Genomic DNA, 25483 nt, shown 5'->3' with positions numbered 1-25483 from the left:
CGGTGATGACAGCCCAGGCTATGGCCGACAGGCTCTCCCAGAGGTCCTTTAGGGAATACGAGGGCTTTATAGAGAACCGTTCCGCTTGACCTGTTAAAAAGACAGAGACAGACAAAAGCCTTAAGGGCACCTCTAAAAACTCTAATCCTCGGAGAGATCGTTCCGACGGAGCCCAGAGCCCGTATACTCGACATGCCGTCGTGTAGTCGAATGGGGCGACAGGACGTCGCCCCAAGCCGAGGGGGCACAGGACGTGCCCTCCGAGGCGGTTCGTACGGAACAGGCAGGTCGAGTATACGATTGGGCGAAACAGGGTGCAGGCGGGACGGTCTCTCCGAGGGGACTCGAAAGTGAATTTTTAGAGGTTCCCTTAAGAGTAAGTCAGGGCCACCGAGCCAGCGATTATAAGCACTACACCTAAGAGCTGAGAAGGAGACAGCCTCTCGGAGAAGAGCAACCTGCCCCATATAGCGGCTATCAGAGGACTGGTGGCCGCTATGGGACTCACCAGCGAGGCTGGAGCCAACATCATCGCCTTGGTGATGGAAAAGCCCCCTATGGAGAGGGCCAAGGCTCCGGCTAGGACGAGGGCTATCCAACTTTTACAGTCTGTCCTAAAAAAATCGGGACGGTCTTTTCCGTCCATTGAAAGATATCGACAGCTCCACCACCCCCAGGATATGGGCATGAAAAAGAGGGCCCTCCACAGGTTGAGTGCCGCCGGTCCTAGGTCGCTCTCAAGGACCGCCCATCTGGTTACTACCAGACTTCCACCCCACAGAAAGGCGGCTCCTAAGGATGCGACGACCCCTTTCAAGGTCGCTCCCGACCCTTCCACCTGAGCGATAGACCGACTTCGCAGCAAAACCAGGCCCGCTATAACCGCTATCGTCGCGGACAGGGTCATGACGGTGACCGACTCTCCAAGCAGAGCCACCGATATGACCGTCACGAACAGAGGATAGCTACAGGTCACGGCGGTGGCCTTCCCTACGCCGATAGCGTCGATGCCTATGAAGAAGAGAAGGTCCCCTGCCACGTTGGCCAACAGCACCGCCGAGGCCAATCCAACCAGTATGACCCAGCTGGCACCTTCCATGGAGCCCTCTCCGGCGAGCCAGAATATTACCAGGGAACTTCCCAAAAATCCGAAGGACCTTATGGCGTTCATCTTCTCCATGAGAACCTTGCCCATGCCGAGCTTGTATATGACAGGGACGGTTCCCCAACATAAAGAGGCCCCTAAAGCGAAAAGTATACCAGCGGTCTCCATCGACCCACCTCCATTTCGTATCCAAACTTCCGCCATTATAACCTAAGGGAAGATGGAGGGGCACGGCACCTTTTATGTGGTAATATCAATTGCAAAAAGAGGTGTTACCTATGGCATCGGTATTTGATGTCGCAAGTTATATTTTAGGAAAGGCCGACCTCGACGAAGGTGATGGGATAACCCATCTTAAGTTACAGAAACTCGTCTACTATGTTCAGGGCTTTTCTGTCGTTCTACTCGAACGCCCGCTGTTCCCGGAGGCCATAGAGGCGTGGCCCCATGGGCCAGTGGTCCCCGACCTGTACAAGAGTTATCGTGACTTCGGACCGAACGTCATAGACAAAGCACAGAACGGCACGCCTGACAATGTAACGACAGAGGAAAAGGCATTGATCGACGACGTTTTTTCCGTCTATGGGGAATATTCAGCGTCGAAACTCCGCAACCTCACACACAACGAGACTCCATGGATGGAGGCGGAAAACAAAGAAGACGTCACTATATCGATCGATTCGCTGAGGTCCTTCTTCCCCTCTCTCTTGGAAAACGGGAATGGCTAAACACACAGCCCTTCTCCGCTCCACCGGGGAGGGGCCTATTTCGCGGAAATAGAGGGAAATTATGCCCTATACTAGTATTACACAGAAAGGGGGAGTTCCTATGCTTGCCATAAGATTGGACGAACAGCTCTCTTCACGACTCGAAGCTCTGGCGAAGAAAACCGGCAGAACAAAAAGCTGGTATGCCCGTAAAGCCATCGAAGACTATCTTGACGATATGGAAGACGCCGCCCTTGCTGCTGCCGCATACGAGGAAGATCTTCTCGACAACAGGGAATCTTCGTCTTTAGCCGACGTGAGGCATCGACTTGGTTTGGACCCGACTTTCCGCATTAACCCCAATGATTTTATGATTTAAGAGCTTCCGCCCAATCTCCCTGCTATGAAAAACCTGGATTCTGTTGTATTTTTGTAGGTGTCGACCATAAAACAGCAGAAGAGGAGAGTTTAAAATGGTCGGATGGAACACCGAGACGATCGTCGATGCCATCCGACGGTTAGCAAGATAGCACAAAGGGCCAGAGCATCCAGCTCCGGCCCTTGTTTTTGGTGATAAAAATATTCCTAAAAATATTCCATGGCCAAGACTGACCTAAGAGGCTTCTACCCTAGACAGGATTTCGTCCGGAAGGCAGGAGCGATCAAACCCCTCTCGGCAAAAACTGACCCTGTAAAAGGGTTCTTTTTTATTCTTTATGCAGACCAATAAGACCGGGAAGCTCTTTTGAGCTTCTTTTCGGATGTCTGCCTTTAGAAGCGTGTTAGGGACGTAGAAATCACTTCCACTGTCCTCAACGAATCCCAGACAAGCTTTTGTTGTTCCCACAAGCAAATCAGAATAAATCCGATAACCAATACCTTGATTTTTTCTCCCTATGCTAATTGAGCACCCCTTTTCCAGGGCATTTTTCAAAAGTAGAAAGGCTTCAAGTTTTAGCTCCACAACTGATTCAACTTGCCCAAGATCATTTTCGGAGAGTCTCTTGGCCAAAGCCCGCTTGTAAAAGTCATTGGGACGAAGCGTAGTCTTTATACCGGTAAGATGCCGGAAATGGTGCCCTAAAAACAACGACTCAATATTCTGAAGGCCATTGCTGTCACTATATACGAACAACATATTTTTGTTCTCAAAATACAGGCTATAGTCTTGGGCCATAGAGAAGATCATTGATAAAATTTTGTCTTTTCTCATCATCCTCAGAATCACTCTCCATGAAAAAGGGTGTAGAGGAAGAATATCCTCTACACCCTCTAACTTCAATGGCTGATTATTATCGCTGTCCGCCAGCCTCAAGCACATTCGTCTCGCAAATCTCATGGGTTTTATCGTCGCCCAGCGACCTCAGGCACATTCGTCCCGCAGACATTTCGGATTTAGGTGTCAGCCACACCGAGCACTAGCTCACCTATAAGATAGAACCTCCTAGCCCATTTGTCAAGTTATATCGAGGTCCCATCCAGCCAGTCCGCCCACCACTGCATCATCTCCCGCTCCGGGCCGGGATGAATACCTTGGTCCTACAGAAACTCATGGGCCATACAGGGCCACAAATGACCATGCGCTATACCCACCTGGGCATAGACGACCTAAGGGACCAACAGCGGCCCAGTTCTCCTGTGGATGCTCTAATACCGCCCACAAGGGAGAGGGCTAAGCGCAGTATCCAAAAGGACAAGCGATAACACCACAGGCCCTTCCTCGATCTCCGGGGAGGAGCTTTCTCTTTGACCACAGGGGAACTATCTGGGATTTCCGGAAAAACCTCCAGAGGGGGTCGGCACTCTCGCCGAGTCCTCCAGGCACAGGCCAAAGGTTAAGCGGTAATTTTTCCCGATTCTGGGGGATAGCCTTATTGGTTCGCCGGTTTTGGCGAAAAGTCTTCCTCATGGGGTCACATCGGATGTAGCACCTCAGCCGGTCAGGTCCACGCAGGAGATACTACCCTGCTTACTCCACAGGATGGTCCACGCAGGATTTAGTAAAACTTAGTAATCACCCTCCACCTTGCGGCCTGGACGATGTTCAGGGGCCTTAGTCGCTCCACGCCAACCGCCGCAAGGAGTTGCCCCTTTTGGTCGCATAGCCATGAACAATAACACCCCTCAGAATCGCTCCTAAGTGGCCTACTTTTCGCAAGAGGCATACTGATACCTCTGATTTGAGGTGGATATTGCCCTGTTCTTCCTGTGGTCACAGGGAAGGGATTTTAGGGGCTGCGACTGCACCGAATCGTGCCTCCATCTGGGAGTCGCCCGGGAGTCCTCCAGGCCACATGATCGACCTGGACCGTGTAGCCACAGAAGGAACTCTCGCTTCACGGAATTGTGAAGTGACCGCCCAGAGGGACAGGGGATCTCGCTTGACCTTTTTTGACTCTGTGCTACGATAACTACATAGACTACAAGAAAAGGGGGTTGCTTTCATGCCTACACCGTTATCCATCCGTCTCGACGAAGAGACAGGAGGGAGACTGGACCGCCTCTCCAAGGCTACAGGGAGAACCAAAGCCTTCTATGTCCGAAAATTAATAGAGGATAATATCGACGACATGGAGGATTATTACCTCGCTGCTGAAGCTATGGCCTTAAGCAGAAAAAAAGGGGCTAAGCCGTTAAGCTCAGAAGAAGTGAGGCGTGAACTTGGCCTGGACGATTGAGTACGACGTTGCGGCAGTAAAGGACCTAAAGCACATAGGCAAGCAAGAAGCTAAGCGAATCATGGACTATATGGAGAAACGTATAGCCGGACAAGACAATCCCAGGTCTTTAGGCAAGTCTCTTAAGGGGCCTCTTGGAGCCTTTTGGCGTTATAGAGTCGGAGATTACCGCCTGATATGCTCGATCGAAGACAAGAAAGTCACCATTCTGGTGGTACGTATAGGCCACAGAGGAGACGTGTACAAAAAAGGATAGAGAGGCCCGGTGAGATAATTTCTCCGGGCCATTTTTCTTTTTAGGGAGTCAAGCCGACTTTCCGCATTAAACGCGATGATTTTATGATTTAAGTGCTTCCGCCCGATCTCCCTGCTATGAAAAAACTGGATTCTGTTGTATTTTTGTAGGTGTCGGCCATAAAACAGCAGAAGAGGAGAGTTTAAAGATGATGGAATGCACCGAGACGCTCAGTTTGGCCCATTACGGAATAGTAGCGGGTTTTGTCGATAAGCTTGGCTTGGTGGAGTTTTTGGATCGTCACCTAAGCAAGACTCGCTCCCACAAGGTCTCTTCCGGTCAGGCGGCCAAGGCGGTTATTCTAAACGGTCTTGGCTTTGTGGAGCGTCGGCTCTACCTATTCCACGAGTTTTTCGAGAATCTTCCCACCGAGCGCCTCATAGGCTCAGGGATCGAGCCCCATCATCTAAACGACGATATCATAGGCAGGCTGCTGGATAGTCTGAGCGAATACGGCGTATCCACTCTATACGAGCGTATAGCAAAAAAGCCCGCTGTTTAGCGGGCTTTTGAGTCTCTATGACGTTCTATGATTACTGATGAAATTTGGTGTTGGCTGCCCCGCCTGGATTCGAACCAAGATCAACGGAACCAAAATCCGTTGTGCTGCCATTGCACCACGGGGCAATCACCGACATGCGGGAGATATTATAAGCCAGATCGGCCTATATTTCCACCGTTTTTTTCATGGCCTCTATCTCCTCCGCCAAGGGAGCCTCTATATCCCCCTCCATGTCGAGGTTTACCAGGGTTCCGTCCCTCACCACAGGCTCGGCCCCTACGAAGAGATGGACGGTTCTGCCGTCGGATTCGACCACGAAGTCGCAAAGTCGGCCCGGTGCCAGGGGGCCTATCTCCCCGTCCAGGAACTGGAAGGGCTGTCTGCCCAGGGCCTCTATCTTCGAGGAGGATAGCACACCGCTGTACCGTCCCTTAAGGAACTCCCTTTCTCCCTGAACCGAGAGGTCGTCGTTGCTGGCCTCACCGTCGGTCCCCAGGAACACCGATATCCCAGAGCTGAGGAGCGAGGGCAGGTCCGACTCTCCCACCCCGACCCTGTGGTTCATCCTGGGGTTCAAGACCACCGGTATAGAGCAGTCGGCCATTATGGATCTCTCCTGGTCGTCCAACCAGCAGCAGTCGGAGAAGACCAGACGACCCAAACCGGGAATCCTACAGGAGTCGACCATGGATTTCAGGAAGACCACCGGCCTGACGCCATGTTCCTTGAGGGATATATCTACATCCCCCTGGTCCTCGGAGAGGTGAAACTGCACCGGACGTTTGAGGTCGTATCCCAGGTTTATGGCCCTCTCTATCGCCTGAGCGGTGGACGCGTGCATGCTGTGGACGGCGGGAGCCACCATGACCGTCGGTCCCTCGTCGGCCATAAGCTCCCTCAGGTAGGCCTCTCCCTGGTCGGGGGATTCGTAGTAGCTCTCCTGGGCTTTTTTCTTTCCCTCGTAGGCCTGAGGGGAGACCATGTCGTAGGTCATCCTTCCGAAGATGAGCCTTATGCCCACGTCCTTGGCGGCGGCTATTACCTCTCGATCGTTGACGTTGCCCTTCCCTCCGTGGAGGTAGAAAGACACCATCACCGATGAAGCACCAAGCAGGGCTATCCTGCCGAAGGCCCTTCGACAGGCCAGCCTGACCTGCTTAGGGGTGATAAAGGGACTGTAGCGATATATGGTGTTGCGACACCAGGTTCCCAGGTCCCAGGACCTATCCACCAAGTCGGTGTAGATCGACTGTTCGGGATGGGAGTGGGCGTTAAAGTCTCCCTGTTTTATGGTCATAGGTTCGGGAAAGGTCTCAACCTCCACGCACTCGACCGTAGGAGGCGTCCCATGGCCCACCGCCTCAATAACGTCACCACAGGACAGGATATAGCCCATGGCCCTTCGGCCTTCCAGCTCGATCTGGCCGATAAAAAGCCTTTTTATGTCGGAAACCGACGAAGTCATTCAGACCCCTCCAACTTAAGTGATATGCGAAATACCTTTTTGAAGTCCTCCAGGTCGGTTTCAAGGGCCCATCTCTCCAGGTCCCACTCCGAGGGCTCTTTCACCGTTAGGACCAGGTAGACCCTCTTTTCCCTTTTCTCGAAGCGACAACGGGAGATTATCTCCCTGTGACTCCTGTCCATGCTCTCCGCCATTCTGAGGAACATGGAGCATCGTTGGACCATGTTCGAGGCCCCTTCGTCCATGGAGGCCAATACGGCATCCCGGGCCTTAGGTCTCTTTCCCCGGTGGTAGTGGACCAGGGCGGATAGGACGTCCATCTCCCTGTCGGTGAAGCCCAGAAGCTGCGAGTGCCTGACTATATAGCTGCCGTGGGCGTGGTGGTCCTTCAGGGACAGGAACATGCCGATATCGTGAAGGAGCGCCCCGTAGTAAAGAAGCTCTCTGTCTATGGGGTTAAACTCGTGAAGCCCAAGGGACAGGGAACTATCGAACAGAGACAGCGTAAGGGCCGCTATGTGCCTTCCGTGGGATTCGTCGAAGCCACAGGATCTTCCCAGTCTGAGGACGCTTTCCTCTCTGACCGAAAGCCCTTCCACCAGGCCATTTCTGACCAGGTAGTCCTCAAGCATGCCGTTTCTGAGGCTTCTGTCCGCTACGGTCAGCCTTTCGATGGCCAGTTCTTCCATGATAGTCTCCAGTATAGCCGCACCGGATACTATTATATCCTTTCTCCTAGGGGAGACCCCTTTCAGCTTCTCCCTCTCGGCGGCGGGGAGGGGACAGAGCATCCGGGAGACCTTTTTTAGCCCCCGAAGGGTCAGGGTCGGTCCGTCGGTGGGGGGCTCAGCCAGCTCCGGGAAGGATCGAACCGCCAGCTCCTGAAGGTGGCGGGCGGTCCCTGAGGAGGCCAGCACCCGGTCGAACTGGGCGGAACGGAGCTTTTTAAGGGAGCGAATGGCTCTGCTAAGGACGTGACGTTTCATGTCCTCAAAGGTGCTTTCGTCCACCGGGCCCATATACCCCGGCTCGAAGAAGCGGTTATAGACCCTTATGGTCCCTACCTGAAGGGAGTCTAGAAAGGAAAAATCCCCTTCGTGACCGAGGATCAGCTCGGTGCTTCCTCCTCCTATGTCTATAAAGAGGCCGTTTTTGCCTCTAAGGTAATGTCCTCTGGATACCCCTAGGTATATCAGTCGGGCTTCCTCCAGTCCCGATATGACCTTGAGGTCAAGGCCAGTCTCCCCCTTAACCCGATCTATAAACTCCTCCGAGTTTGCGGCATCTCTGGTGGCGGAGGTGGCGAGAGCGGTTATCTCCGTCGCCCCTAAAGACTTAGCGGACTTGGCGAAGCGGCTTAGGACCAGCAGGGCCCTGTCCATGGCCTCCGGTGTTAGCTTGTTGGAGGAGAATCCCCCTTCCCCAAGCCTGACAGCTACTTTCTGATCCGAGAGCAGCGAGTAGGCTCCGTTTTCTTTGACCGATACGGCCATCATCCTGGCTGAGTTGGTCCCTAGGTCTATAAAGGCCACCCTTCTATCCTGCTCCACCGCAAATCCCCCTTATATCAACGATTTATCAGATCGCTCCAGGTTTTATCCTGGACCAATCCATCCCAGTAGGGGATAAAGAGGTCGACCTCCCTATCTAGCCTTTCCCTAAGCCTTTGGCAGAGTCCCTCTACCCCCGAGGCGACGGGGTTAAATCCTCTGGCATGTCCGAAAAAGGCCACAGTCCTGTCCAGTTCCTCTTGGGTAAACGCAGGAAGGGCCTCTATCCACAGGTCCATGTCGTGAATCTCTCCCAGCTTATCCTGAATTTCCTTAAGGACCTTAAGCCACCGGCCAAAGGGGGCACCCATAGGATCGTCGTAAAGCTCCAAGGTGTACCGTAGCCTTTTGCAGTCTTTCCTGAGGCCGTGCCAAGCCCCTCTGTCGTAGCCTCTTTTAACGAAGAGATCGTTTCCAGCGACTTTAAGAACCAGTTTTTTTACGTGTCCCGACACTATCTTATCGGGGAAAGGAGGTTCTTCAAGGCGATACTGACCTATTATAGGCTTCAGCTTCTTTGCTGCCTGGTCCCATATATCCCAACCGAGGCATGCCTGGGCCTTTTCGACCATCCTGGGCTCGATACGACTTCTCTCCTGAGCAAGCCTCAGATGGAGTCTGGCCAGTCCTCTGTCTCCCTCCTGATCCTTTAACTCCTGAGATATAAACTGGAGCCTTACGTCCAGGTCTCGGGCCTGGCCGAGGTCTCTGCCGTAGTCCCTCATGTCCCTGCTCCAGCCCCTTATATCGTCGGTGGAAAAGACTCCGGACATAACCGCCAAGACCGACCTTATACGCCTGGTGGCTACTCTCGCCCTGTGAAGGTCCTCTACTTCCGAGCTCGAAATAGCCACCATCTGGGAGTTCTTCTTTAGCTTGTCCAGATGTCCTAGGAGGACCGCACCGCAGTAAGCCTGATGGACGAAGGATGGATTCATCACCTATCCTCCATCACCGGATTCCAGCCCTGCCGGTGTTCCATCATCCACCTCTGAGAGTCGAAGGCGGTCTCTCCTTTGGCTACGGTGACTTTGGAGTAGCTTCCGTCTGAATGGAGCTCCCAGGCGTTTTCCGTGTCCGCCAGGTGCTTCATCAGAATGTCCTCCACCATGGAGGCCCTCAACTCAGGGTCGTCTATAGGGGTCAACACCTCGACCCGACGATCCAGGTTTCTGGGCATCATATCAGCACTGCCGATGAAAAGCTCGTCGTCCCCTCCGTTTTTGAAGTAGAACATTCTGGCGTGCTCCAGAAAACGGCCCACCAGCGACGTCACCTTTATGTTCTCGCTGACTCCCGGCAGACCGGGCCTTAGACAGCATATGCCCCTTATCTGAAGGTCTATTTTTACCCCCGCACAGGAGGCTTTATAGAGGGCTTTTATACAGCGCTGGTCCACCAGCTGGTTCATTTTAAAGGCTATATAGCCTCCGCCGTTTTTCTTGTGGTGTTCCAGCTCACGGTATATCCGACTGACTATGCCCTTTCTGGTGGTGCCAGGGGAGACCAGTATCTTACGGTAGTCCTCCTGGTGCGAAAAGCCGGTCATGGCGTTGAACAGCTCTGTCACGTCGGAGCAGATGGCCGACTTGGACGTGAAGAACCCTAAATCGGCGTAGATCTTGGCGGTGCCGGGATTATAGTTTCCCGTTCCGATGTGGACGTATCGTTTTAGCCTGTTTTGCTCCCTCCTTATGACCATGCAGAGCTTGGAGTGGATTTTAAACCCCACCAGGCCGTACACCACGTGGACCCCGGCCTCCTCCAGGGCTTTAGCCCATACGATGTTCTGTTCCTCGTCGAAACGGGCTTTAAGCTCGACAACTACGGTGACCTGTTTACCGTTTCGCCTGGCCTCCATTAGTGCAGAGACGATAGGTGAGTTTGACCCCGACCTGTACAAGGTCTGTTTTATAGCCAGGACGTTCGGGTCTACTGCGGCCCTTCTGACGAAGTCCAGGACGGGAGAAAAGCTATCGTAGGGGTGGTAGAGGATCAGGTCCCTTTTTTTTAACATCGGCAGGACGGGATCCCTTTCGCCTAAAGGGTAGGGAACCCTAGGTTTATACGGTGTGTCTTTAAGATCGTGTCTGTCCAGACCGGCAAGCTGCATAATCCTGGACATAGCCATTTCCTTACGACAGCGAAATATCTGCCACTTCTCCAGGTGAAGCCTGCCGGCGAGAAAGTGTCTCATGGCCTTTGGCATCTCGGAAGAGACCTCAAGCCTTATGACCTCCGCAAAATGCCGTCTTTCGACCCCTTCGGCCACAGCCTCCATAAGGTCTCCTCCGTCGTCCTCGGCTATCTCTATGTCGGCGTTTCTGGTGACCCTGAACAGATGGGCCCCAAGGACCTTGTATCCCGGAAACAGTGTGTCTATATTGGCCCTTATGAGCTCCTCTATCCAGATAGAGTCGCCGCCGTTTCTCATGGTCAACCCCAATTTACGATACACGGAAAAGTCGTTTCCCGTCATTATGGCGACGAAAGGTTTGAAGGTATCGGGGATCTTTACCCTGGCGAAGTGTATGGCCTCCCCGGGATCCTGGAGCATCACCAGCAGGTTAAGGCTGAGGTTGGATATTTTAGGGAAGGGACGGCCTGGGTCTATGGCCATAGGGGTTATTATAGGGAATATCTCTTTGATAAAGTATTTCCTCAGTCCCTCTTTGGTCTTATCGTCCAGATCGGAGTACCTCATTATGGATATCCTCTCCGACGCCAAAAGCCCTCTCAGTTCCTCCCAGCACTTGTCCGCCATGTCCAGAAGTCTTGAGAGCCGGGACCTTATCTCCATGAGCTGGTCCGCAGGGGTCTTTCCGTCCATAGAGAGATCCTTTACTCCCTCGTGATACTGGTGAACCAGACCGGAGACACGGACCATGAAAAACTCGTCGAGGTTGTTGTGAAATATGGACAGAAACTTCACCCTCTCGAGGAGAGGGTTGCCTTTATCCATGGCCTCGTAAAGCACTTTCTCGTTAAAGCATATCCAGTTGAGCTCTCTGTTCAGGTAGAGAGATTGGTCGTTAAAATCCACGTCGCCTTTCTTATCGCTCATAACAGCGCCTCCCTCGCGAAGCTCCTTTGGAAAGGGTATAATGAAGCTATCCTACCATTATAATCATTGTAGTCCGACAATGCTGTGAAGTCCACAGCAGAACCGATTCATTCTACAGCGTTGTCATAAGCCGATGGTTACGGAAGAGTAAAACAAGGAGGTGTATGTGGATGTTAGAGAAAGTCGATTTGTCCAGGAAACTTGGTAAAAAAGAATATCGTCAGGCGGTAAAGGAGCTTGGAGCTAAGATAGGGGACCTCCAGAGGCGGCAGAGAGAGGCGGAAATCCCGGTTATGGTCGTTTTTGAGGGCTGGGAAGGGGCGGGAAAAGGGGCCCAGATGAACCAGCTGATACTGCCTCTGGATCCCAGAGGATTCAGGGTTCAAAACGTCACCGACTCCTTTACGTCCGACCCCTTTTATCCGCCTATGTATCCCTTCTGGAACGCCATACCTCCCGCAGGCAGGATGTCCATATACAACCGCTCGTGGTACAGAAAGGCCATAGATTCCTGGAGAGAGCCGAACGAGGGAAACCGGGGACTGGAGAGAAAGCTGGAGGAGATAAGGTCCTTCGAGAGACAGCTGGCGGACGGAGGTTACCTCCTTATAAAGCTCTTTCTGCACATAGATCGCTCGGAGCAGAAAAAGCGCCTCCAGAGGCTAAAGAGCGACGGATCCAAAGGGGTCAGAGGACAGGATGAGCTGAACGCCTATAAAAATTACGACTCCATCCTTCCGGTTCTGGAGGAAGTTATAAGGGAGACCGATAGAGCCTACGCTCCCTGGACCATAGTGGAGGCCCACGATAGACGGTTCGCCACGGTGAAGGTCCTGTCGGTGGTGGCCAGAGCCCTTGAGAACAGGCTCAACCAGCCGAAGGTCGAGGCAGCTAAAGAGCCTGTGGTGCTATCGGAGCTGGAGGAGGCGGTAACCACGCCGACGGTTCTGTCAAAGGTAGATCTGTCGCTGGAACCGGAGGACAACTACAAAAAAGAGATGGCATCCCTCCAGAGGAAAATAAGGAGGATGGAGTACACCCTTTACAGAAAGAGAAGACCTATGGTGTTGGCCTTCGAGGGATGGGACGCCGCCGGAAAGGGAGGCTGCATAAAGAGGCTTACCGAAGAGATGGACCCCAGAGGCTACGAGGTCATCCCTGTCGGTGCTCCTAACGACTTCGAGAAACGACACCACTACCTGTGGAGGTTTTGGCAGGACTTCCCTAAGGCGGGCCACGTAGCCATCTTCGACAGGACCTGGTACGGCAGGGTCTTGGTGGAGAGGGTGGAAGGCTATTGCTCCCCATTGGATTGGCGGAGGGCCTACAGCGAGATAAACGACATGGAAAAGCAGTGGCACGATTCAGGGGCCATAGTGATGAAGTTCTGGCTTCAGATAGACAAAGACGAACAGCTAAGAAGGTTCCAGTCCAGAGAGGAAACTCCTGAGAAAAACTGGAAGATAACCGACGAGGACTGGAGGAACAGGGAAAAATGGGACCTCTACGAAAAGGCGGTGGAGGAGATGCTGTGGCGCACAAGCACTCCCTACGCTCCCTGGACCATAGTGGAGGCCAACTCCAAGGCATACGGCAGGCTTAAAGTCCTGAGAACTGTCCTGGAAAGAGGGGAGGAAGCCCTCGAGGGGAGGTGATTTTGATAAAAAGACTGTACATAGCGGCGGCGATAACCCTATGGTTGGCCATTAGCCCTGCGGCAGGTGCGGAGTTCTCGGCGAAGATGGTCGTCATGGGCCCTCACGGAACATTTAGCTCCTCTATTTTCGTAAAAGGAGACTGGCAGCGACACGAGCAGGCCGGTCAGATAGTGATATTCAACACGAAGACCGGTAAGACCTATACCTTGATGGAGGACGAAAAAGCCTATCTAGAGATGGGAGACGACCAGGAAGGCGACGACGACAGACCTAAGGACATGGGGATCGGTCAGGTACTCAGAGACGACACAGGAGAGACAGAGAGACTTCCATCGGAGACGTTATGGGGCTATACATGCCACCGTTATCGCCACATCCCCTCGGAGGAGGAGTTCGGCCGGTCGGATATGTGGTATTCTCCCGATCTAGAGGCGGCTATTAAGGTAGTGTCGGACACCCCTTTAGGCAAGATAACCATGGAGTACAGAGAGATCGTCGAGGGGCCCCAAGATCCGGAGTTTTTCTCCGTCCCAGAGGGATACAAAAGGATAGATTTAGATTTCTAGGAGGGCTTTGCCCTCCTTTTTTTACATAGTTTTTTAGCACCAGCTACTATGACAAGACGCTTTTTAGCGTATAATATGGCTACGGTTCCGTCGAGCGAGAGCGACATTGAGAGAAGAGATTTTAAAAGGAGGAATTATTATGAACCCCAAAGAGGCTTACGTAGCCCATATATCCTGTCACCTGCCGGAGAAGAGGCTGACCAACGAGGATCTAGTCAGAGAGTTTAAGGCCTGGACTACCGACAAGATCAAGGCCAAGACGGGAATAGAGGAGAGAAGGATAGCGGAAAAGGAGCCGGTCTCCGAGCTGGCCACCAAGGCGGCGGAGAGGTTATTTGAGGAGACCGGCCTCGACAGGGGAGAGATAGACATGGTGCTCCTGTGTACCGAGACCCCCGACTACATCATGCCGTCCACCGCCTGTTTGGTCCACAGAAACCTGGGCCTCAGAAAGGACTGCGGGGCGTTCGACTACAACCTGGGGTGCTCTGGATATCTCTACGGCCTCCACATGGCTTCCGCTATGGTACGCTCCGGCATGGCGGATAAGATACTCCTTCTGACCGGAGATGTCCTTAGCCGTTACGTAAACCCAGGGGACAAAAGCACCAGGACTATCTTCGGCGACGGATTTACCGCATCTTTGATATCCAGCGAAAGCCAGTCGGGGGGCATAGGAAACTTCGTCCTCGGAACCGACGGGACGGGCTGTGAGAATTTGATAATACCTGCAGGAGGGGCGGTCGAGCCCTGCGACGAGAGCACGAAAGAGGTCTACACCAACAGGTACGGCAACTCTCGGACGAAGGAGAACCTCTACATGAACGGACCGGAGGTGTTCTCCTTCGCTGTGAGGGAGGTTCCTCCGGTCGTAGAGAGATGTCTTGAGCTAAACGACATGACCATGGAAGATGTGGACCTTTTCGTTTTTCATCAGGCCACTGAGATGATGCTGACAAAACTTCGGGACGTTATAAAGATACCGGAGGATCGGTTCATAATAGACATAGAGGAGACCGGAAACACCGTCAGTTCGACGATTCCTATGGCTATAAGAAGGGCCACTAAAAAAGGGAGACTGCTGCCGGGAGACAAGGTCCTGATCTGCGGTTTTGGTGTAGGCTATTCCTGGGGTGCCACGGTTATCAGGTTCTAATCTACCTTTCGAAGAGACACCTGGAGGCGAAACAGGGCTCACAGGTCAGGTTGACCCCAAGTTTTCTGAAGGCGTTTTCGTCGCCTGGAGAGGGGATGTGGGAGAGATGGACCTCGCATCCCCTCAGTTCCCTCAGTTTCTCCACCGCCTCCGCCGCTACCGGGTTGGTCGTTGCACAGATGCTTAGGGCGGTCATGGTCTCCTCCAGATCCAGCCCTAACATCTTGTCGCCGAGGACGTCTTTTTTGAGATAGGCCAGTGATTCTATCACGTTGACCGAAAGCAGATCTATACCGTCAGGGATACCCGCAAGGACCTTTACTGCGTTCAGTATAAGGCTGGAGGCGGCGTGAAATAGGTTGGAGTTTTTGCCGGTGACGATTCGGCAGTCCCTTAGCTGCAAAGCGGCCCCAGCGAAGATGCCATCGGCACCTTTTCCCTTGGCCTGTCCCTCTTTAGCGGCCTCCCGGGCTGGGACCACTACAGACCGATCCTCAGGCTTTACCTCCAGCTCTTCCATAAGAAGCCCTACCCTTTGAACCGCTTCCCTCTCAACCGAACCTAGCTGATAGTCGCAGGAATAGCGAAAGTATCTCCTTATGACCTCCTGGCAGGAGGCGTCCCTTACGGCCTGGTCGTCGGTTATTCCGAAGAAAATCCTGTTCACACCCATGTCCGTAGGAGACCGATAGAGAGAGCTCTCTCCGGTTATCTTCTCCAGTATCCTCCTGAGAAGGGGGAACGCCTCCAGGTCCCTGTTGTAGTTGACCGTCCTCTCGTCGTAGGCCTCCAGATGAAAGTGATCTATGAGGTTTACATCGCCGATATCGGCGGTAGCCGCCTCGTAGGCGACGTTGACCGGATGCTTTAGGGGCATATTCCAGACCGGAAAGGTCTCAAACTTGGCGTAACCGGCTCTAACTCCCCTTTGATGCTCGTGATAGAGCTGAGACAGACAGGTCGCCAGCTTGCCGCTTCCGGGGCCGGGAGCGGTGACCACCACGATAGGCCGTTCGGTCTTTATGTGGGGATTGGCCCCGTAGCCATCGGGGCTGACTATAGTATCGGCGTCGGCAGGATAGCCTTTGGTGGAGCGGTGGGTATATACCGATACCCCTCTCATCTCCAGTCGTTTTTTGAACATAACCGCCGCAGGCTGGTCGTTGAACCGGGTTATGACCACCGCTCCTATTGTGATGCCTCTCTCGGATAGATCGTCTATGAGTTTCAGGACGTCCATGTCGTAGGTTATGCCGAAGTCGGCCCGAATCTTCTTTCTCTCTATATCGCCAGCGTAGATACAGATAATGACCTCCACCTGATCCTTAAACCTCTCGAGAAGCCTCATCTTTACGTTAGGGTCAAACCCAGGCAGCACCCTTGCGGCATGATAATCGAATATCAACTTACCTCCGAACTCGATATACAGCTTGTTATCGAAACGCTCCATCCTCCTAAGGATAGCGTCGGTCTGTTGCCTCAGATACTCCTCCGTGTCAAACCCCACTCTGTTCATAGTGAAAACACCCCCGGCTATTTTTTCCATCCTTTCGATGATATCACCTAAGCTCGACAAAAGCCAAGGGAGGAGGTCCGATAATCGGCCCTCCTCCCTCGATAACAGTTACGTTAGCCCTCTTTCTTCGCCTCTAGCAGGCTATCGATCTTATCCTCCAGAGTCGCTATCCTGTTCAGAAGCGAGCCCTCGTCGTTAACCGGTTGCCCCAATCCCATCCCTCTACCGAAACGGAAACCAAGGCCGCAACCTCTGCCTCTACCTCTGCCTCCGCCTTGGACGTAGGTTCCAGGGACACAGCCACCGGCACCTCTACCGGTTCCAGGTCCAGCGCCTAAAGGTCCAGTTTTATCTCTACCAGCCATGACGATCCCTCCTTGATAATGATTTTCAATATCAGGATATGCTAATAGGGCGAGATTGTCAAGGATTAGTTCTCCGAAAAAGCTAGAGATACATTATCCACAGGTAAATCGTCGCGATCACCATGGACAACAACATGACGGGAAATCCGACCCGGAAGAAGCTGCCAAAGGTAATAGGGTGCTCCGTCCTGGAGACCATTCCTGCGACTATGACGTTCGCACTGGCTCCGACGAGACTACCGTTGCCACCGAGACAGGCACCTAGGGCCAGAGCCCACCAAAGGGGCACTATGTCCATCGAGGAAAGGGCTCCGATGCTCTTGATCAGAGGTATCATAGTAGCCACAAAGGGAATATTATCTATAAACGCCGAGGCTATGGCCGAAACCCATAGGACTATCAGCGTCGTCATGGCCAGGTTTCCTGAGGTCAGGGCGACCATCTTCTTTGCTAACGTCTCGATAACCCCCACCTGTTCCAGTCCTCCGACCAGTATGAACAGCCCTATGAAAAAGAATATAGTACCCCATTCCACCTCTATTAGCACATCTTCGGGGTTCACGTCGGCTATGACCATGAGAAGGGCGGCTCCGGCAAGGGCGACGGTGGCCGACTCATATCCCAGAAACTGGTGGAACACGAATCCCATCATCACCAATCCCAGGACCAAAAGGCACTTAAACAGCAGCTTATGGTCCGACAACTCCAGATTGGGATCCATGGACATAATCTCCCTCTTCGCCTCTTCTTTCACCTGAAGGTGCCTGCCGTACACGACACGACAGATTAAAATCACCGTCACCAGTATCACCAGCGACGGCGGGGCAAGGTGCTCTATGAAGTCGAGAAAACCAAAACCCGTCGCCCCACCTATCATGATGTTAGGGGGATCGCCTATCAAGGTGGCGGTTCCCCCTATATTGGACGCCAGTATCTCAGGCATAAGAAAATAGACCGGGTTCAAGCCAAGGACATCGCATATAACCATAGTAACAGGGGCCACCAGAAGAACGGTGGTTACGTTGTCCAGCAGAGCGGAGGATACAGCGGTCAGAATCACGAAAAGCATCATGATACGCCAGGGGTCACCTTTCGCCAACTGGGCGGCTTTTATCGCCACATACTGAAATACCCCTGTCCTTTTCGTAATCGTGACTATAAGCATCATCCCTACAAGCAAGGTCAAGGTGTTAAAGTCCACCGATGCAATAGCCTCGTCCTGGGAGAGAATGCCGAGGATCAACATCAGACAGGCTCCCGCAAGGGCGACGGAGATCCTATTGAGTTTTTCCGCTACGATCATACCGTAAGTCACGACGAATATAGCCGTAGCCGCTATAACGTGAATCTGGAGGGACATGCTCAGTCCTCCACCGAAGAGGGATTTTTGCCGGTAATACAGAAGGGTTCGGTCTCGAAATAAACCCTCTGGCTATGGTCCCTTACGGTATCAAAAGTTCCGTGAAGGTCCGACAGGGACTTTTTGAGTTTAGCTATGTCCTCCGGCTTGATGTCGTAATACAGACAGATAGAATCGAGCCTTTTGGATAGAAACCGAAGATCGGAGTTCATGTCTATCAGTTCCTTGAAGTGACTTGAGCGAGCCAGCTGACGAATCTGGGCTATGTCGTTTTTTATGGATTCGACTACGTCCCTCTCGGTATCGAAGGTACCGGCGGGCTGGGGATAAGGCTTTACCCGCTCCAGAAAGAACTGGCCCTTTCTGTTGAGGTTATACACGTACTTTATCTTGAGCCCCTCCACCTCAAAGCGTATATAGCATAAGAAGGAGTTTATCACCTCGATCTTAGCTCCCATCTGTTTCAATCGCATTTCCTGTGTGCTCAGCTCGGCCTTTAGATAGGGCCTAGGACCTCTTTCGATCCGTTTCGTGTGCCTCTCCGGCATTAACCTTCGCCTCCTAGTGATTCCCGAACCGGAGGGCCCCTATTGGGGTCGCGGCAAGGTGCGTTATAAAGCCTCTTGAAAATGCTTGTAAGCGAAAACCCAGATGTATTTCCAAGAAACGGGATGCATGATACCACCGAAAGAGGTCGCTGTGAACCTCCCAGGATAAAAGTCGGAGAACTACCTAACCACCGAGGATCAACCGCCTAGCTTAGTTATCGAGAGGAACACCGCCACCAGATAGGGATCGAACTGCGAGCCCGAACAACGCTCTATCTCCTCCATCGCTTCCGGCAGAGGTCGGGCCTTTTGATAGGGACGATCGTGGGTGATCACGTCAAAAGAATCGACTATCGCTAAAATTCTGGCTAAAAGGGGAATGCCCTCCCCTTCCAGCCCGTTAGGGTATCCGGTCCCATCCCATCTTTCGTGATGGGCAAGGATTTCGTCCGCTACGGAGGAGGTCTCGGAGGAGGTGCCCCTGGCTATACGATAGCCTACCTCGGGGTGCTTTTTGATAACCGCCCATTCGGAGTGGTCCAGAGTCCCCTCTTTCATCAATATCTCCGACGGAACGGCTATCAGCCCTACATCGTGGAGCCTGGCCAAAAGCTCCAGCCTTCCGACCTCGTCGTCGGACATATCGAGGGCATAGGCGAAGGATCTAGCGAGCTCGGTAACCCTGACGATATGGTCGGCGGTTTCGGAGGTCCTCTCTCTCAATATGCTCTCCAGAGAATCCAGAATAGAGGACCTCCACGAGGCACCTGCCAGGATTTTTCTCTGATACATCATATCCTCCGCTCGCTTCAGGGCCCCCTCAAAACCGTCCTCCAGGTCCTCCATAACGGCGGTCCCTATTGTAAGGCTGGGAGCCAGAGCCCGCTGATCGAGCTTTTCCTCGGAACAGGAAAAACGCCGGTCTATCCTCTTCGATATTTTAGCCAGTACCGCTCGATCGGTCCGGGGAAAAAGGGCTATAAACTCGTCCCCTCCCCAACGGATAACCACGTCCTTTTCCCTACAGGAACCTTTAAGCATGGCTCCAGTCTCCCTGAGGAGGGCATCTCCTGCAGAGTGTCCAAAGGCGTCGTTAGTCAGTTTGAGACCGTTGACGTCGCCCATCACTATGCCTATAGGGAGGTTTTCCTGGACGAAAAAGATATCCCTTATCTTCTCCATGTAGTTTCTATTGAACAAGCCTGTCAGAGGATCGTTGAAGGTCAGTTTTTCGATTTTTTTCACCGCACTGACCTGATCGGTTATATCCATCCCGATGGAGAGTATTTCCTGAATCTCTCCGGTATGGTCCCTTATGGCCGAGTTGTTCCACTTGATGGTTCGCCTGTCCCCTCCAAAAACCCTTATAAGGCTTTCGACGTTTTCCTCAAAATCGGAGAATCCCCTGGAGAGGCTTTCAAAATAGCCTCTGACGACCTCTTTTTCCTCCGATGGGACGGCGATATCGAACCAGCACCTCCCCAGCAAACTATTTCTAGGGTATCCCAGGATGGACGACCCCTTCTCGTTTATCTCTATTATCTTTCCGTTCATGTCGAGAACGAGAAAAAAAGCACCTGCCATGGAGAGATACTTTTCCGTCTTCTCCTTCGACAGCTTTAGCTCGTTCACAACCGTCACTCTCTCAAGGTAGCGAGCGAGCCATTCGGCGGCCATAGAGACCAATTTTCTCTCCTGATCCCTGAACACCGATCCACCGTCGGCGCTACCGGGCAAAGAGACCTCGACGGAGACGGAAGGTCTACCGGGAATGGAGTAATACCCTATAAAGCTGTCTGAATCATGATCAAACAACCTTCGATCCACAGCCCCAACCTGAGCGACGACCTGACAACGGTCCTTGAAGGGCATAGCCTCTTTTACCGTTAACTCCACCTGGCGACATAGGAGCTCGACATCGTCGCACACCCCCTCAAAAAGGTGAAAAAGACGGTGAAGGCAGTTAAGCTGTCTGGTCCTGTCCTCCAGCTGCCTGGCTACTACGACGGTCTCTGAGACGTCCCTTATCATTGAAAACATACAGGATCTGCCTCTGAAGGTTATCGGAATAGAATATACCTCCACATCCCTGACATCGCCGGAGGATATCCTGTGACGAAACCGAAAGAAGTTCTGAGCCCTCTCTCTGGCGATTCGGATCTCGCCCTCGACCTCTTCTCTGGAAAGGCAGTTTATATCGAAAATCGACATAGACAGAAGCTTTTCCCTGGGATAACCGTAGAAAGAGGTAGCCGCCCGGTTACAGGCAAGGATCGTCCCTGTATCCGAGTCTAGGATTATAATTATGGAGGGAAATTTATCTATAAAGACAGCTAAAGTTTCCTCATCGTCGAAAAGAAACTGATTCACAGGTCATCCCCCTTCCGAGAAAACTACACATAAAACATTCTGACAATAGCCACTTCCTCAATGATACAACATAAAGAGCGATTTAAACAGGTCTATAGGGATTTTAGACCCACAGAGCTCCGAAGGCGGAGAGGAGACAGGCGGTCAGTAGGGCGATATAAAACCTGAGCTTTCCTGTGTGTAGCTGACGCAAAAATCCGAGAGGCCACGAAAGTAGCCTGGAGGCAGGGAGGATAAGATCCTCGACATCGGGCACATGGCCCTCTCTGGGACAGAATAGACCGGGGAAAAAGGAGAACACCCCTACTCCAGCGACAATCGGTATAGAACCTCCTAACAGCCCCTTCTCCGTCCATAGAGCTCCAAATCCCTGGGGGAAGAAGGGCATCAGATGGGGAAATAGGCCTATAAACAGCGTAGCCAGAGCCATAGCGGCCATCGCGATCAGGTGATAAGGCTTTAAAAAACCAATAGGTTGGCTCCCAGGCCTGGTCGGCCTGGCTGGGCGAATAAAACCGTAATAGCAGAATTTACAGAAGGACAGGGTTGTTCCTATTCCGGCGAGCTGGAGAGCCCATAGAGCTTTAGTGTAGGGGTAAAGGGAGGCTTTCATAAGGGCCTTTGAGGCGTAGCCGCTTGTGCCGGGTAATCCGGCTATCGCCGTAGCTCCGACGATAAACAGGGCAAAAAGCAGGGGGAGGTCCCTGGCCGCTCGGCCTAGGAGACCGAGATCCCTGGTGCCGTAGACCTTTTCCAGGCTACCGGCGCCCATGAAAAGAAGTCCTTTAAATAGACCGTGGGCGACGAGGTGGAAAAGGGCGGCCATTCTACCGAGATCGGTACCGGTGCCTAGAGCGGCCACCATAAAGCCCAGCTGGCTAAAGGTGTGATAGGCCAGCAGTCGCTTCCCGTCGTGTTGCATAAGGGCCTGAGAAACCCCGTAGAGTGCCATTAGGGCCCCTAAAAAGACCAGTCCCGGGGAAGGACCGTCTATGAGCCGGATCAGACCGTATATTCCTATTTTCACCGAGTAGCCCGATAGCAGGGCACTGGCTTCCGTAGGAGCCTGGCTGTGGGTTCTAGGTAACCAGAAGTGAAGACCGGGAAAGGCGGCTTTGACCCCGAGCCCTAGGAGAAAAAAAGGCAGGGCATTTCCTGGCACAGGGCCTACGGCAGGCAAGCCGGAAAGGGAGGCCATAGCGGTGGCCATGAGGAGCAAAGAACCTCCGGCTATCTGGGTATAGAGGTAAAACCGGGCGGTGGGCCTGTCCTTTTCCCCCACTGAGAAAGCCAAAGCGAGGGAGGATAGCTCCAAAAAGACGGTAAACACCAGCCAGTTCGAGGCCAGACAGGCGATGCAGGCGAAGAGACAGAAGGTCCAAAGAGGAGCGGATCTCACAGGGGAGCGGTCTCCTCTGTAGACCATGGCGCAGGTCGTCATGAATATAGCAAGAAAAACCATAGTGAGGGAGATCGTGTCGTAACGAAATATCATTATCGGCAAGTTCCTTCCTTATCGTCTAATGGGAACCTCTAAAAACTCTGATCCTCGGAGAGATCGTTCCGACGTAGCCCATTTGAGCCCGTATACTCGACATGCCGTCGTGTAGTACGAATGGGGCGACAGGACGTCGCCCCAAGCCGAGGGGGCACAGGACGTGCCCTCCGAGGCGGTTCGTACGGAACAGGCAGGTCGAGTATACGATTGGGCGAAACAGGGCGTAGGCGGGACGGTCTCTCCGAGGGGACTCAAAGGTGAGTTTCCAGAGGTCCCTTAATATATATTAGCGACAAAATGAATCGCGCTTATAACCGCCAGAGCCATAGATACCAAAACGAAGAGATAGACAACGAGGCTCCCTGAGTGCCTTTTTCTCAACTTTAGTGTAAATCCTAAAGCAAGCTCTTGAAAAAAAGGGATCAGATCCTCCACGTCTTTAGGCCTTGTTTCAGGCCTGAAAGGCACCGGTATCAGTGTGAAGATCGTAAGCCCCAACAGGGCGGGCAGGGCGGACTGCACGGAGGAATCTATGACAGCCCAGTGTGGTGTAACCCCCACAACCATCATTACGACACAGATAAGGGCCATGGAGTAACCTACATAACAGGGCAAACTCCCTTCGGTATGCAGCTCTTTCTGGCTCGAGAAAGGGCTTAAAAAACCGTAATATGCCATTTTACAAAGAGAAAGGGAGGTTCCGACACCGGAAATGGTCAGTGCCATCAGCACCGGGCCATAACCATCTAGAGATTGTTTTACAAGCCCTTTGCTCCACCCTCCAGCGGTAAAGGGAAATCCGACCATAGAGAGAACTCCCAGGGTAAACAGCAAAAACATCCATCGGTGCCCCTCTACAGTCCTTCCGGTTAGAGCTAAATCCCTGGTGCCCCACACCTTCTCCAGAGCTCCGGCGGAGAAAAAAAGAAGACCTTTCGCCAGGCCGTGGGAGATAAGATGAGCCATAGCGGCGAACCTGCCTAGCTCGGTTCCTGTGGAGATAGCGGCTACCATAAACCCAAGCTGACTCAAGGTGCTGTAGGCCAGAAGCCTCTTGGCGTCCCTCTGTAAAGGCCCCATGACCGCACCGAAAACCGCCATAAAAGCCCCTAGCCCCATGAGGACGGTTGAGGTGGATTGGACTATACGGAAGAGACCGTATATACCCATTTTTACCGCATACCCCGATAGGAGGGCACTGGCCTCCGCAGGGGCCTGACTATGGGTCCTCGGAAGCCAGAAGTGCAGGCCTGGAAGGGCCGCTTTTACGCCTAAACCGACGACGAAGAGGGGAAAAACCGCCTCAGGGACCGGCCCCATAGGGATGGAAAAACCCTGCCCAGATCCGAGGGCGGTGCCTACCATCAGAAGCCCTCCTCCTGCTAGCTGGGTGTAGAGGTAGAATCTGGCCGTATCTCGGTCTTTCTCCCCTACCATAAAGACAAGGGCAAAGGAGGACAGCTCCATAAAGACTATAAACACCAGCCAATCTTCCGAGATAGCCGCAAAACAGGCGCAGACGCAGAAAAGACAGGGGGCGACCAGTCTATTAACGGTTCGCCGCCCTCCGTAAAGGGAGGCACAAAAGGTCATAAAGACAGCGAGGACGACCATCACCGATGAAATAGCATCTAGTTTGAAGACCATATAAGACCACCTATCGATCCAGAAATGGGGAGGCTCTCACATCACGAATCAGCGTCTCAGGATATTTACGCCAATCTGAAGGAAGTTCAGAATCGCAAAAGCAACTATAGCCAGTGTAAAAAGATAAACTCCGATATTTCCCGAGTGCCTCTTTCTGAGCCTTAGGGCAAAGTCGGAAGCGAGCTTTTGAAAAAAGGGAATCAAGTCCTCCACGTCTTTAGGCCTGGCTACTGGCCTGAAGGGCGCCGGCATCAAGGTAAAGATCGTAAGACCTAATAGGGCGGGCAAAGCTGAGTTTATGGACAACTCCACGGAACCACAGGGAGGCATAAAGCCCACAGATACTAGCACAAGGCATATGAGGGCCATAGAGTAACCGACGCTACAGGAGACTTTCCCTTCGACGGGCAAACCTTTCCGTTTAAAAAAGGGGCTTAAAAAGCCGTAATACGCCATTTTACACAGAGAAATGGAGGTCCCGATACCGGAAATGGTCAGGGCCATCAGAACCGGTCCATATCCCTCTAAAGACTGTTTTACGAGCCCCTTGCTCCATCCTCCGGCGGTAAGAGGGAATCCGACCATAGATAGAGCTCCCAGAAGAAAGAGGAAAAACATCCACCGATGGCTCTCCACCGTCCTTCCGGTCAGCCCTAAATCTCCGGTGCCCCATGCTTTCTCCAAACCTCCGGCGGAGAAAAAAAGAAGCCCTTTCGCCAGGCCGTGGGAGACGATATGGGCCATAGCGGCAAACCTGCCTAGCTCGGTCGCTGTGGAGATAGCGGCGACAATAAAGCCGACCTGGCTCAAGGTGCTGTAGGCCAGAAGCCTCCTGGAATCCCGCTGCAAGGGCCCCATAACCGCCCCGAAGACCGCCATAAAAGCCCCTAGCCCCATAAGGACAGGGGAGGCGGACTGTACTATACGGAAAAACCCGTATAGCCCCATCTTTACCGCACAGCTGGAGGAAAGGGCACCTACCTCCGCAGGGGCCTCGCTATAGGTTCTGGGAAGCCAGAAATGAAGACCAGGGAGGGCCGCTTTTATACCTAGCCCAAAGAGAAAAAGAGGGAAAGCAGTCTCAGGGACGGGGCCCATAGGGATCGAAAAACCCTGTCCAGATCCGAGGGCGATACCTACCATAAGGAGCCCTCCTCCTGCCAGCTGGGTGTAGAGGTAGAATCTCCCGGCCCTCCAGTCCCTCTCCCCTACGATGAAAACCAGAGCAAAGGAGGACAACTCCATGAATATCACGAAAAGAAGCCAGTCCTCTGCAAGGGCAGACAGACATACAAAAACGCAGAAAATCCAGGGTGTAAGGGACGAAAACAGGCCTCGTCGGCCCCTATAGACTGAGACACAAAAGGTCATAAAGACGGCGAAGGCCACCATGACGAGAGAGAGGTCATCGGTTCTAAAGGGCATATAACCCA

At 52.9% G+C, this 25483-nt stretch carries 22 protein-coding genes and 1 tRNA gene; 8 read left to right on the top strand and 15 right to left on the bottom strand.

The window, feature by feature from the left end:
- Positions 1-370: 370 nt before the first annotated feature.
- Positions 371-1273, bottom strand: a complete 903-nt coding sequence (locus tag B9Y55_RS08165) for a DMT family transporter (RefSeq protein WP_159448288.1) — start codon at positions 1271-1273, stop codon at positions 371-373.
- Positions 1274-1383: 110 nt separating this feature from the next.
- Here B9Y55_RS08165 and B9Y55_RS08160 point away from each other — a divergent pair, with 110 nt between their 5' ends.
- Positions 1384-1833 (top strand): Panacea domain-containing protein, encoded by a 450-nt coding sequence (locus tag B9Y55_RS08160; RefSeq protein ID WP_085544863.1) that lies wholly within the window; start codon positions 1384-1386, stop codon positions 1831-1833.
- A gap of 100 nt (positions 1834-1933) precedes the next feature.
- Positions 1934-2191: a type II toxin-antitoxin system RelB family antitoxin gene (gene relB / locus B9Y55_RS08155; protein WP_085544862.1), complete on the top strand. Its 258-nt coding sequence runs from the start codon at positions 1934-1936 to the stop codon at positions 2189-2191.
- A 234-nt stretch (positions 2192-2425) separates the two neighbouring features.
- Here the strand turns inward: relB (B9Y55_RS08155) and B9Y55_RS08150 are convergent, their stop codons facing one another.
- Positions 2426-3127 (bottom strand): PBECR4 domain-containing protein, encoded by a 702-nt coding sequence (locus tag B9Y55_RS08150; RefSeq protein WP_143340872.1) that lies wholly within the window; start codon positions 3125-3127, stop codon positions 2426-2428.
- Positions 3128-4256: 1129 nt separating this feature from the next.
- Here B9Y55_RS08150 and relB (B9Y55_RS08140) point away from each other — a divergent pair.
- The 3 genes from relB (B9Y55_RS08140) to B9Y55_RS08130 all read left to right on the top strand — a co-directional run bounded on the left by relB (B9Y55_RS08140) (position 4257) and on the right by B9Y55_RS08130 (position 5287).
- On the top strand, positions 4257-4490 hold the full coding sequence (gene relB / locus B9Y55_RS08140) for a type II toxin-antitoxin system RelB family antitoxin (protein WP_085544860.1): 234 nt from the start codon (positions 4257-4259) through the stop codon (positions 4488-4490).
- Positions 4474-4746, top strand: coding sequence for a type II toxin-antitoxin system RelE family toxin (locus B9Y55_RS08135; RefSeq protein ID WP_085544859.1), 273 nt, complete (start codon positions 4474-4476; stop codon positions 4744-4746). The genes relB (B9Y55_RS08140) and B9Y55_RS08135 overlap by 17 nt, the downstream gene beginning before the upstream one ends.
- A 187-nt stretch (positions 4747-4933) precedes the next feature.
- Complete coding sequence (locus tag B9Y55_RS08130) at positions 4934-5287, top strand: DUF4277 domain-containing protein (RefSeq protein ID WP_085544858.1); 354 nt, start codon at positions 4934-4936, stop codon at positions 5285-5287.
- 51 nt (positions 5288-5338) lie between these two features.
- On the opposite strand, the gene B9Y55_RS08125 is transcribed toward B9Y55_RS08130, so the two are convergent.
- From B9Y55_RS08125 to ppk1, 5 genes are all read right to left on the bottom strand, one after another.
- Positions 5339-5412 (bottom strand) — tRNA-Gln (locus B9Y55_RS08125).
- A gap of 38 nt (positions 5413-5450) precedes the next feature.
- Positions 5451-6752, bottom strand: a complete 1302-nt coding sequence (locus B9Y55_RS08120; protein ID WP_234986179.1) for an amidohydrolase family protein — start codon at positions 6750-6752, stop codon at positions 5451-5453.
- The gene (locus B9Y55_RS08115) at positions 6749-8302 is read right to left on the bottom strand and encodes a Ppx/GppA phosphatase family protein (protein WP_085544857.1); all 1554 of its coding nucleotides are present in this window, start codon (positions 8300-8302) and stop codon (positions 6749-6751) included. Before B9Y55_RS08115 ends, B9Y55_RS08120 begins: the two co-directional genes overlap by 4 nt.
- Positions 8303-8319: 17 nt before the next feature.
- Entirely contained in the window at positions 8320-9240 is a 921-nt protein-coding gene (locus tag B9Y55_RS08110) for a CHAD domain-containing protein (RefSeq protein ID WP_085544856.1), read from the bottom strand.
- Positions 9240-11366, bottom strand: coding sequence for a polyphosphate kinase 1 (gene ppk1, locus B9Y55_RS08105; RefSeq protein ID WP_085544855.1), 2127 nt, complete (start codon positions 11364-11366; stop codon positions 9240-9242). The genes B9Y55_RS08110 and ppk1 overlap by 1 nt, the downstream gene beginning before the upstream one ends.
- A gap of 170 nt (positions 11367-11536) precedes the next feature.
- Here ppk1 and pap point away from each other — a divergent pair, with 170 nt between their 5' ends.
- The 3 genes from pap (at position 11537) to B9Y55_RS08090 (ending at position 14746) form a co-directional block, all read left to right on the top strand.
- Positions 11537-13021, top strand: coding sequence for a polyphosphate:AMP phosphotransferase (gene pap, locus B9Y55_RS08100; protein WP_085544854.1), 1485 nt, complete (start codon positions 11537-11539; stop codon positions 13019-13021).
- Positions 13022-13023: 2 nt separating this feature from the next.
- On the top strand, positions 13024-13590 hold the full coding sequence (locus B9Y55_RS08095) for a DUF4412 domain-containing protein (protein ID WP_085544853.1): 567 nt from the start codon (positions 13024-13026) through the stop codon (positions 13588-13590).
- A 139-nt stretch (positions 13591-13729) separates the two neighbouring features.
- A complete protein-coding gene (locus B9Y55_RS08090) occupies positions 13730-14746 on the top strand; it encodes a 3-oxoacyl-ACP synthase III family protein (RefSeq protein WP_085544852.1) in 1017 nt (338 codons plus the stop codon).
- A gap of 1 nt (position 14747) precedes the next feature.
- Here B9Y55_RS08090 and B9Y55_RS08085 read toward each other — a convergent pair whose 3' ends face one another.
- The 8 genes from B9Y55_RS08085 to B9Y55_RS08050 form a co-directional block, all read right to left on the bottom strand.
- On the bottom strand, positions 14748-16262 hold the full coding sequence (locus B9Y55_RS08085; protein WP_085544866.1) for a DUF1846 domain-containing protein: 1515 nt from the start codon (positions 16260-16262) through the stop codon (positions 14748-14750).
- 113 nt (positions 16263-16375) lie between these two features.
- Entirely contained in the window at positions 16376-16627 is a 252-nt protein-coding gene (locus B9Y55_RS08080) for a DUF5320 family protein (protein ID WP_085544851.1), read from the bottom strand.
- 82 nt (positions 16628-16709) lie between these two features.
- Positions 16710-17987: an ArsB/NhaD family transporter gene (locus tag B9Y55_RS08075; RefSeq protein ID WP_085544850.1), complete on the bottom strand. Its 1278-nt coding sequence runs from the start codon at positions 17985-17987 to the stop codon at positions 16710-16712.
- Between the two features lie 2 nt (positions 17988-17989).
- Positions 17990-18535 (bottom strand): hypothetical protein, encoded by a 546-nt coding sequence (locus B9Y55_RS08070; RefSeq protein ID WP_085544849.1) that lies wholly within the window; start codon positions 18533-18535, stop codon positions 17990-17992.
- Between the two features lie 198 nt (positions 18536-18733).
- Positions 18734-20905 carry a sensor domain-containing diguanylate cyclase/phosphohydrolase gene (locus tag B9Y55_RS08065; protein ID WP_085544848.1) on the bottom strand — a complete coding sequence of 724 codons (2172 nt, stop codon included), beginning with the start codon at positions 20903-20905 and terminating at the stop codon, positions 18734-18736.
- Between the two features lie 103 nt (positions 20906-21008).
- Positions 21009-22400, bottom strand: a complete 1392-nt coding sequence (locus B9Y55_RS08060) for a complex I subunit 5 family protein (RefSeq protein ID WP_085544847.1) — start codon at positions 22398-22400, stop codon at positions 21009-21011.
- Between the two features lie 279 nt (positions 22401-22679).
- Positions 22680-24050 carry a complex I subunit 5 family protein gene (locus B9Y55_RS08055; protein ID WP_085544846.1) on the bottom strand — a complete coding sequence of 457 codons (1371 nt, stop codon included), beginning with the start codon at positions 24048-24050 and terminating at the stop codon, positions 22680-22682.
- A 48-nt stretch (positions 24051-24098) separates the two neighbouring features.
- Positions 24099-25475: a complex I subunit 5 family protein gene (locus B9Y55_RS08050; protein ID WP_143340870.1), complete on the bottom strand. Its 1377-nt coding sequence runs from the start codon at positions 25473-25475 to the stop codon at positions 24099-24101.
- Positions 25476-25483 lie beyond the last annotated feature (8 nt).

This window comes from Dethiosulfovibrio salsuginis (assembly GCF_900177735.1).
Taxonomy (GTDB): Bacteria; Synergistota; Synergistia; order Synergistales; family Dethiosulfovibrionaceae; genus Dethiosulfovibrio; species Dethiosulfovibrio salsuginis.
The sequence above is the reverse complement of the archived record's forward strand: the minus strand, read 5'-3'. Positions and strand labels throughout refer to the sequence as shown.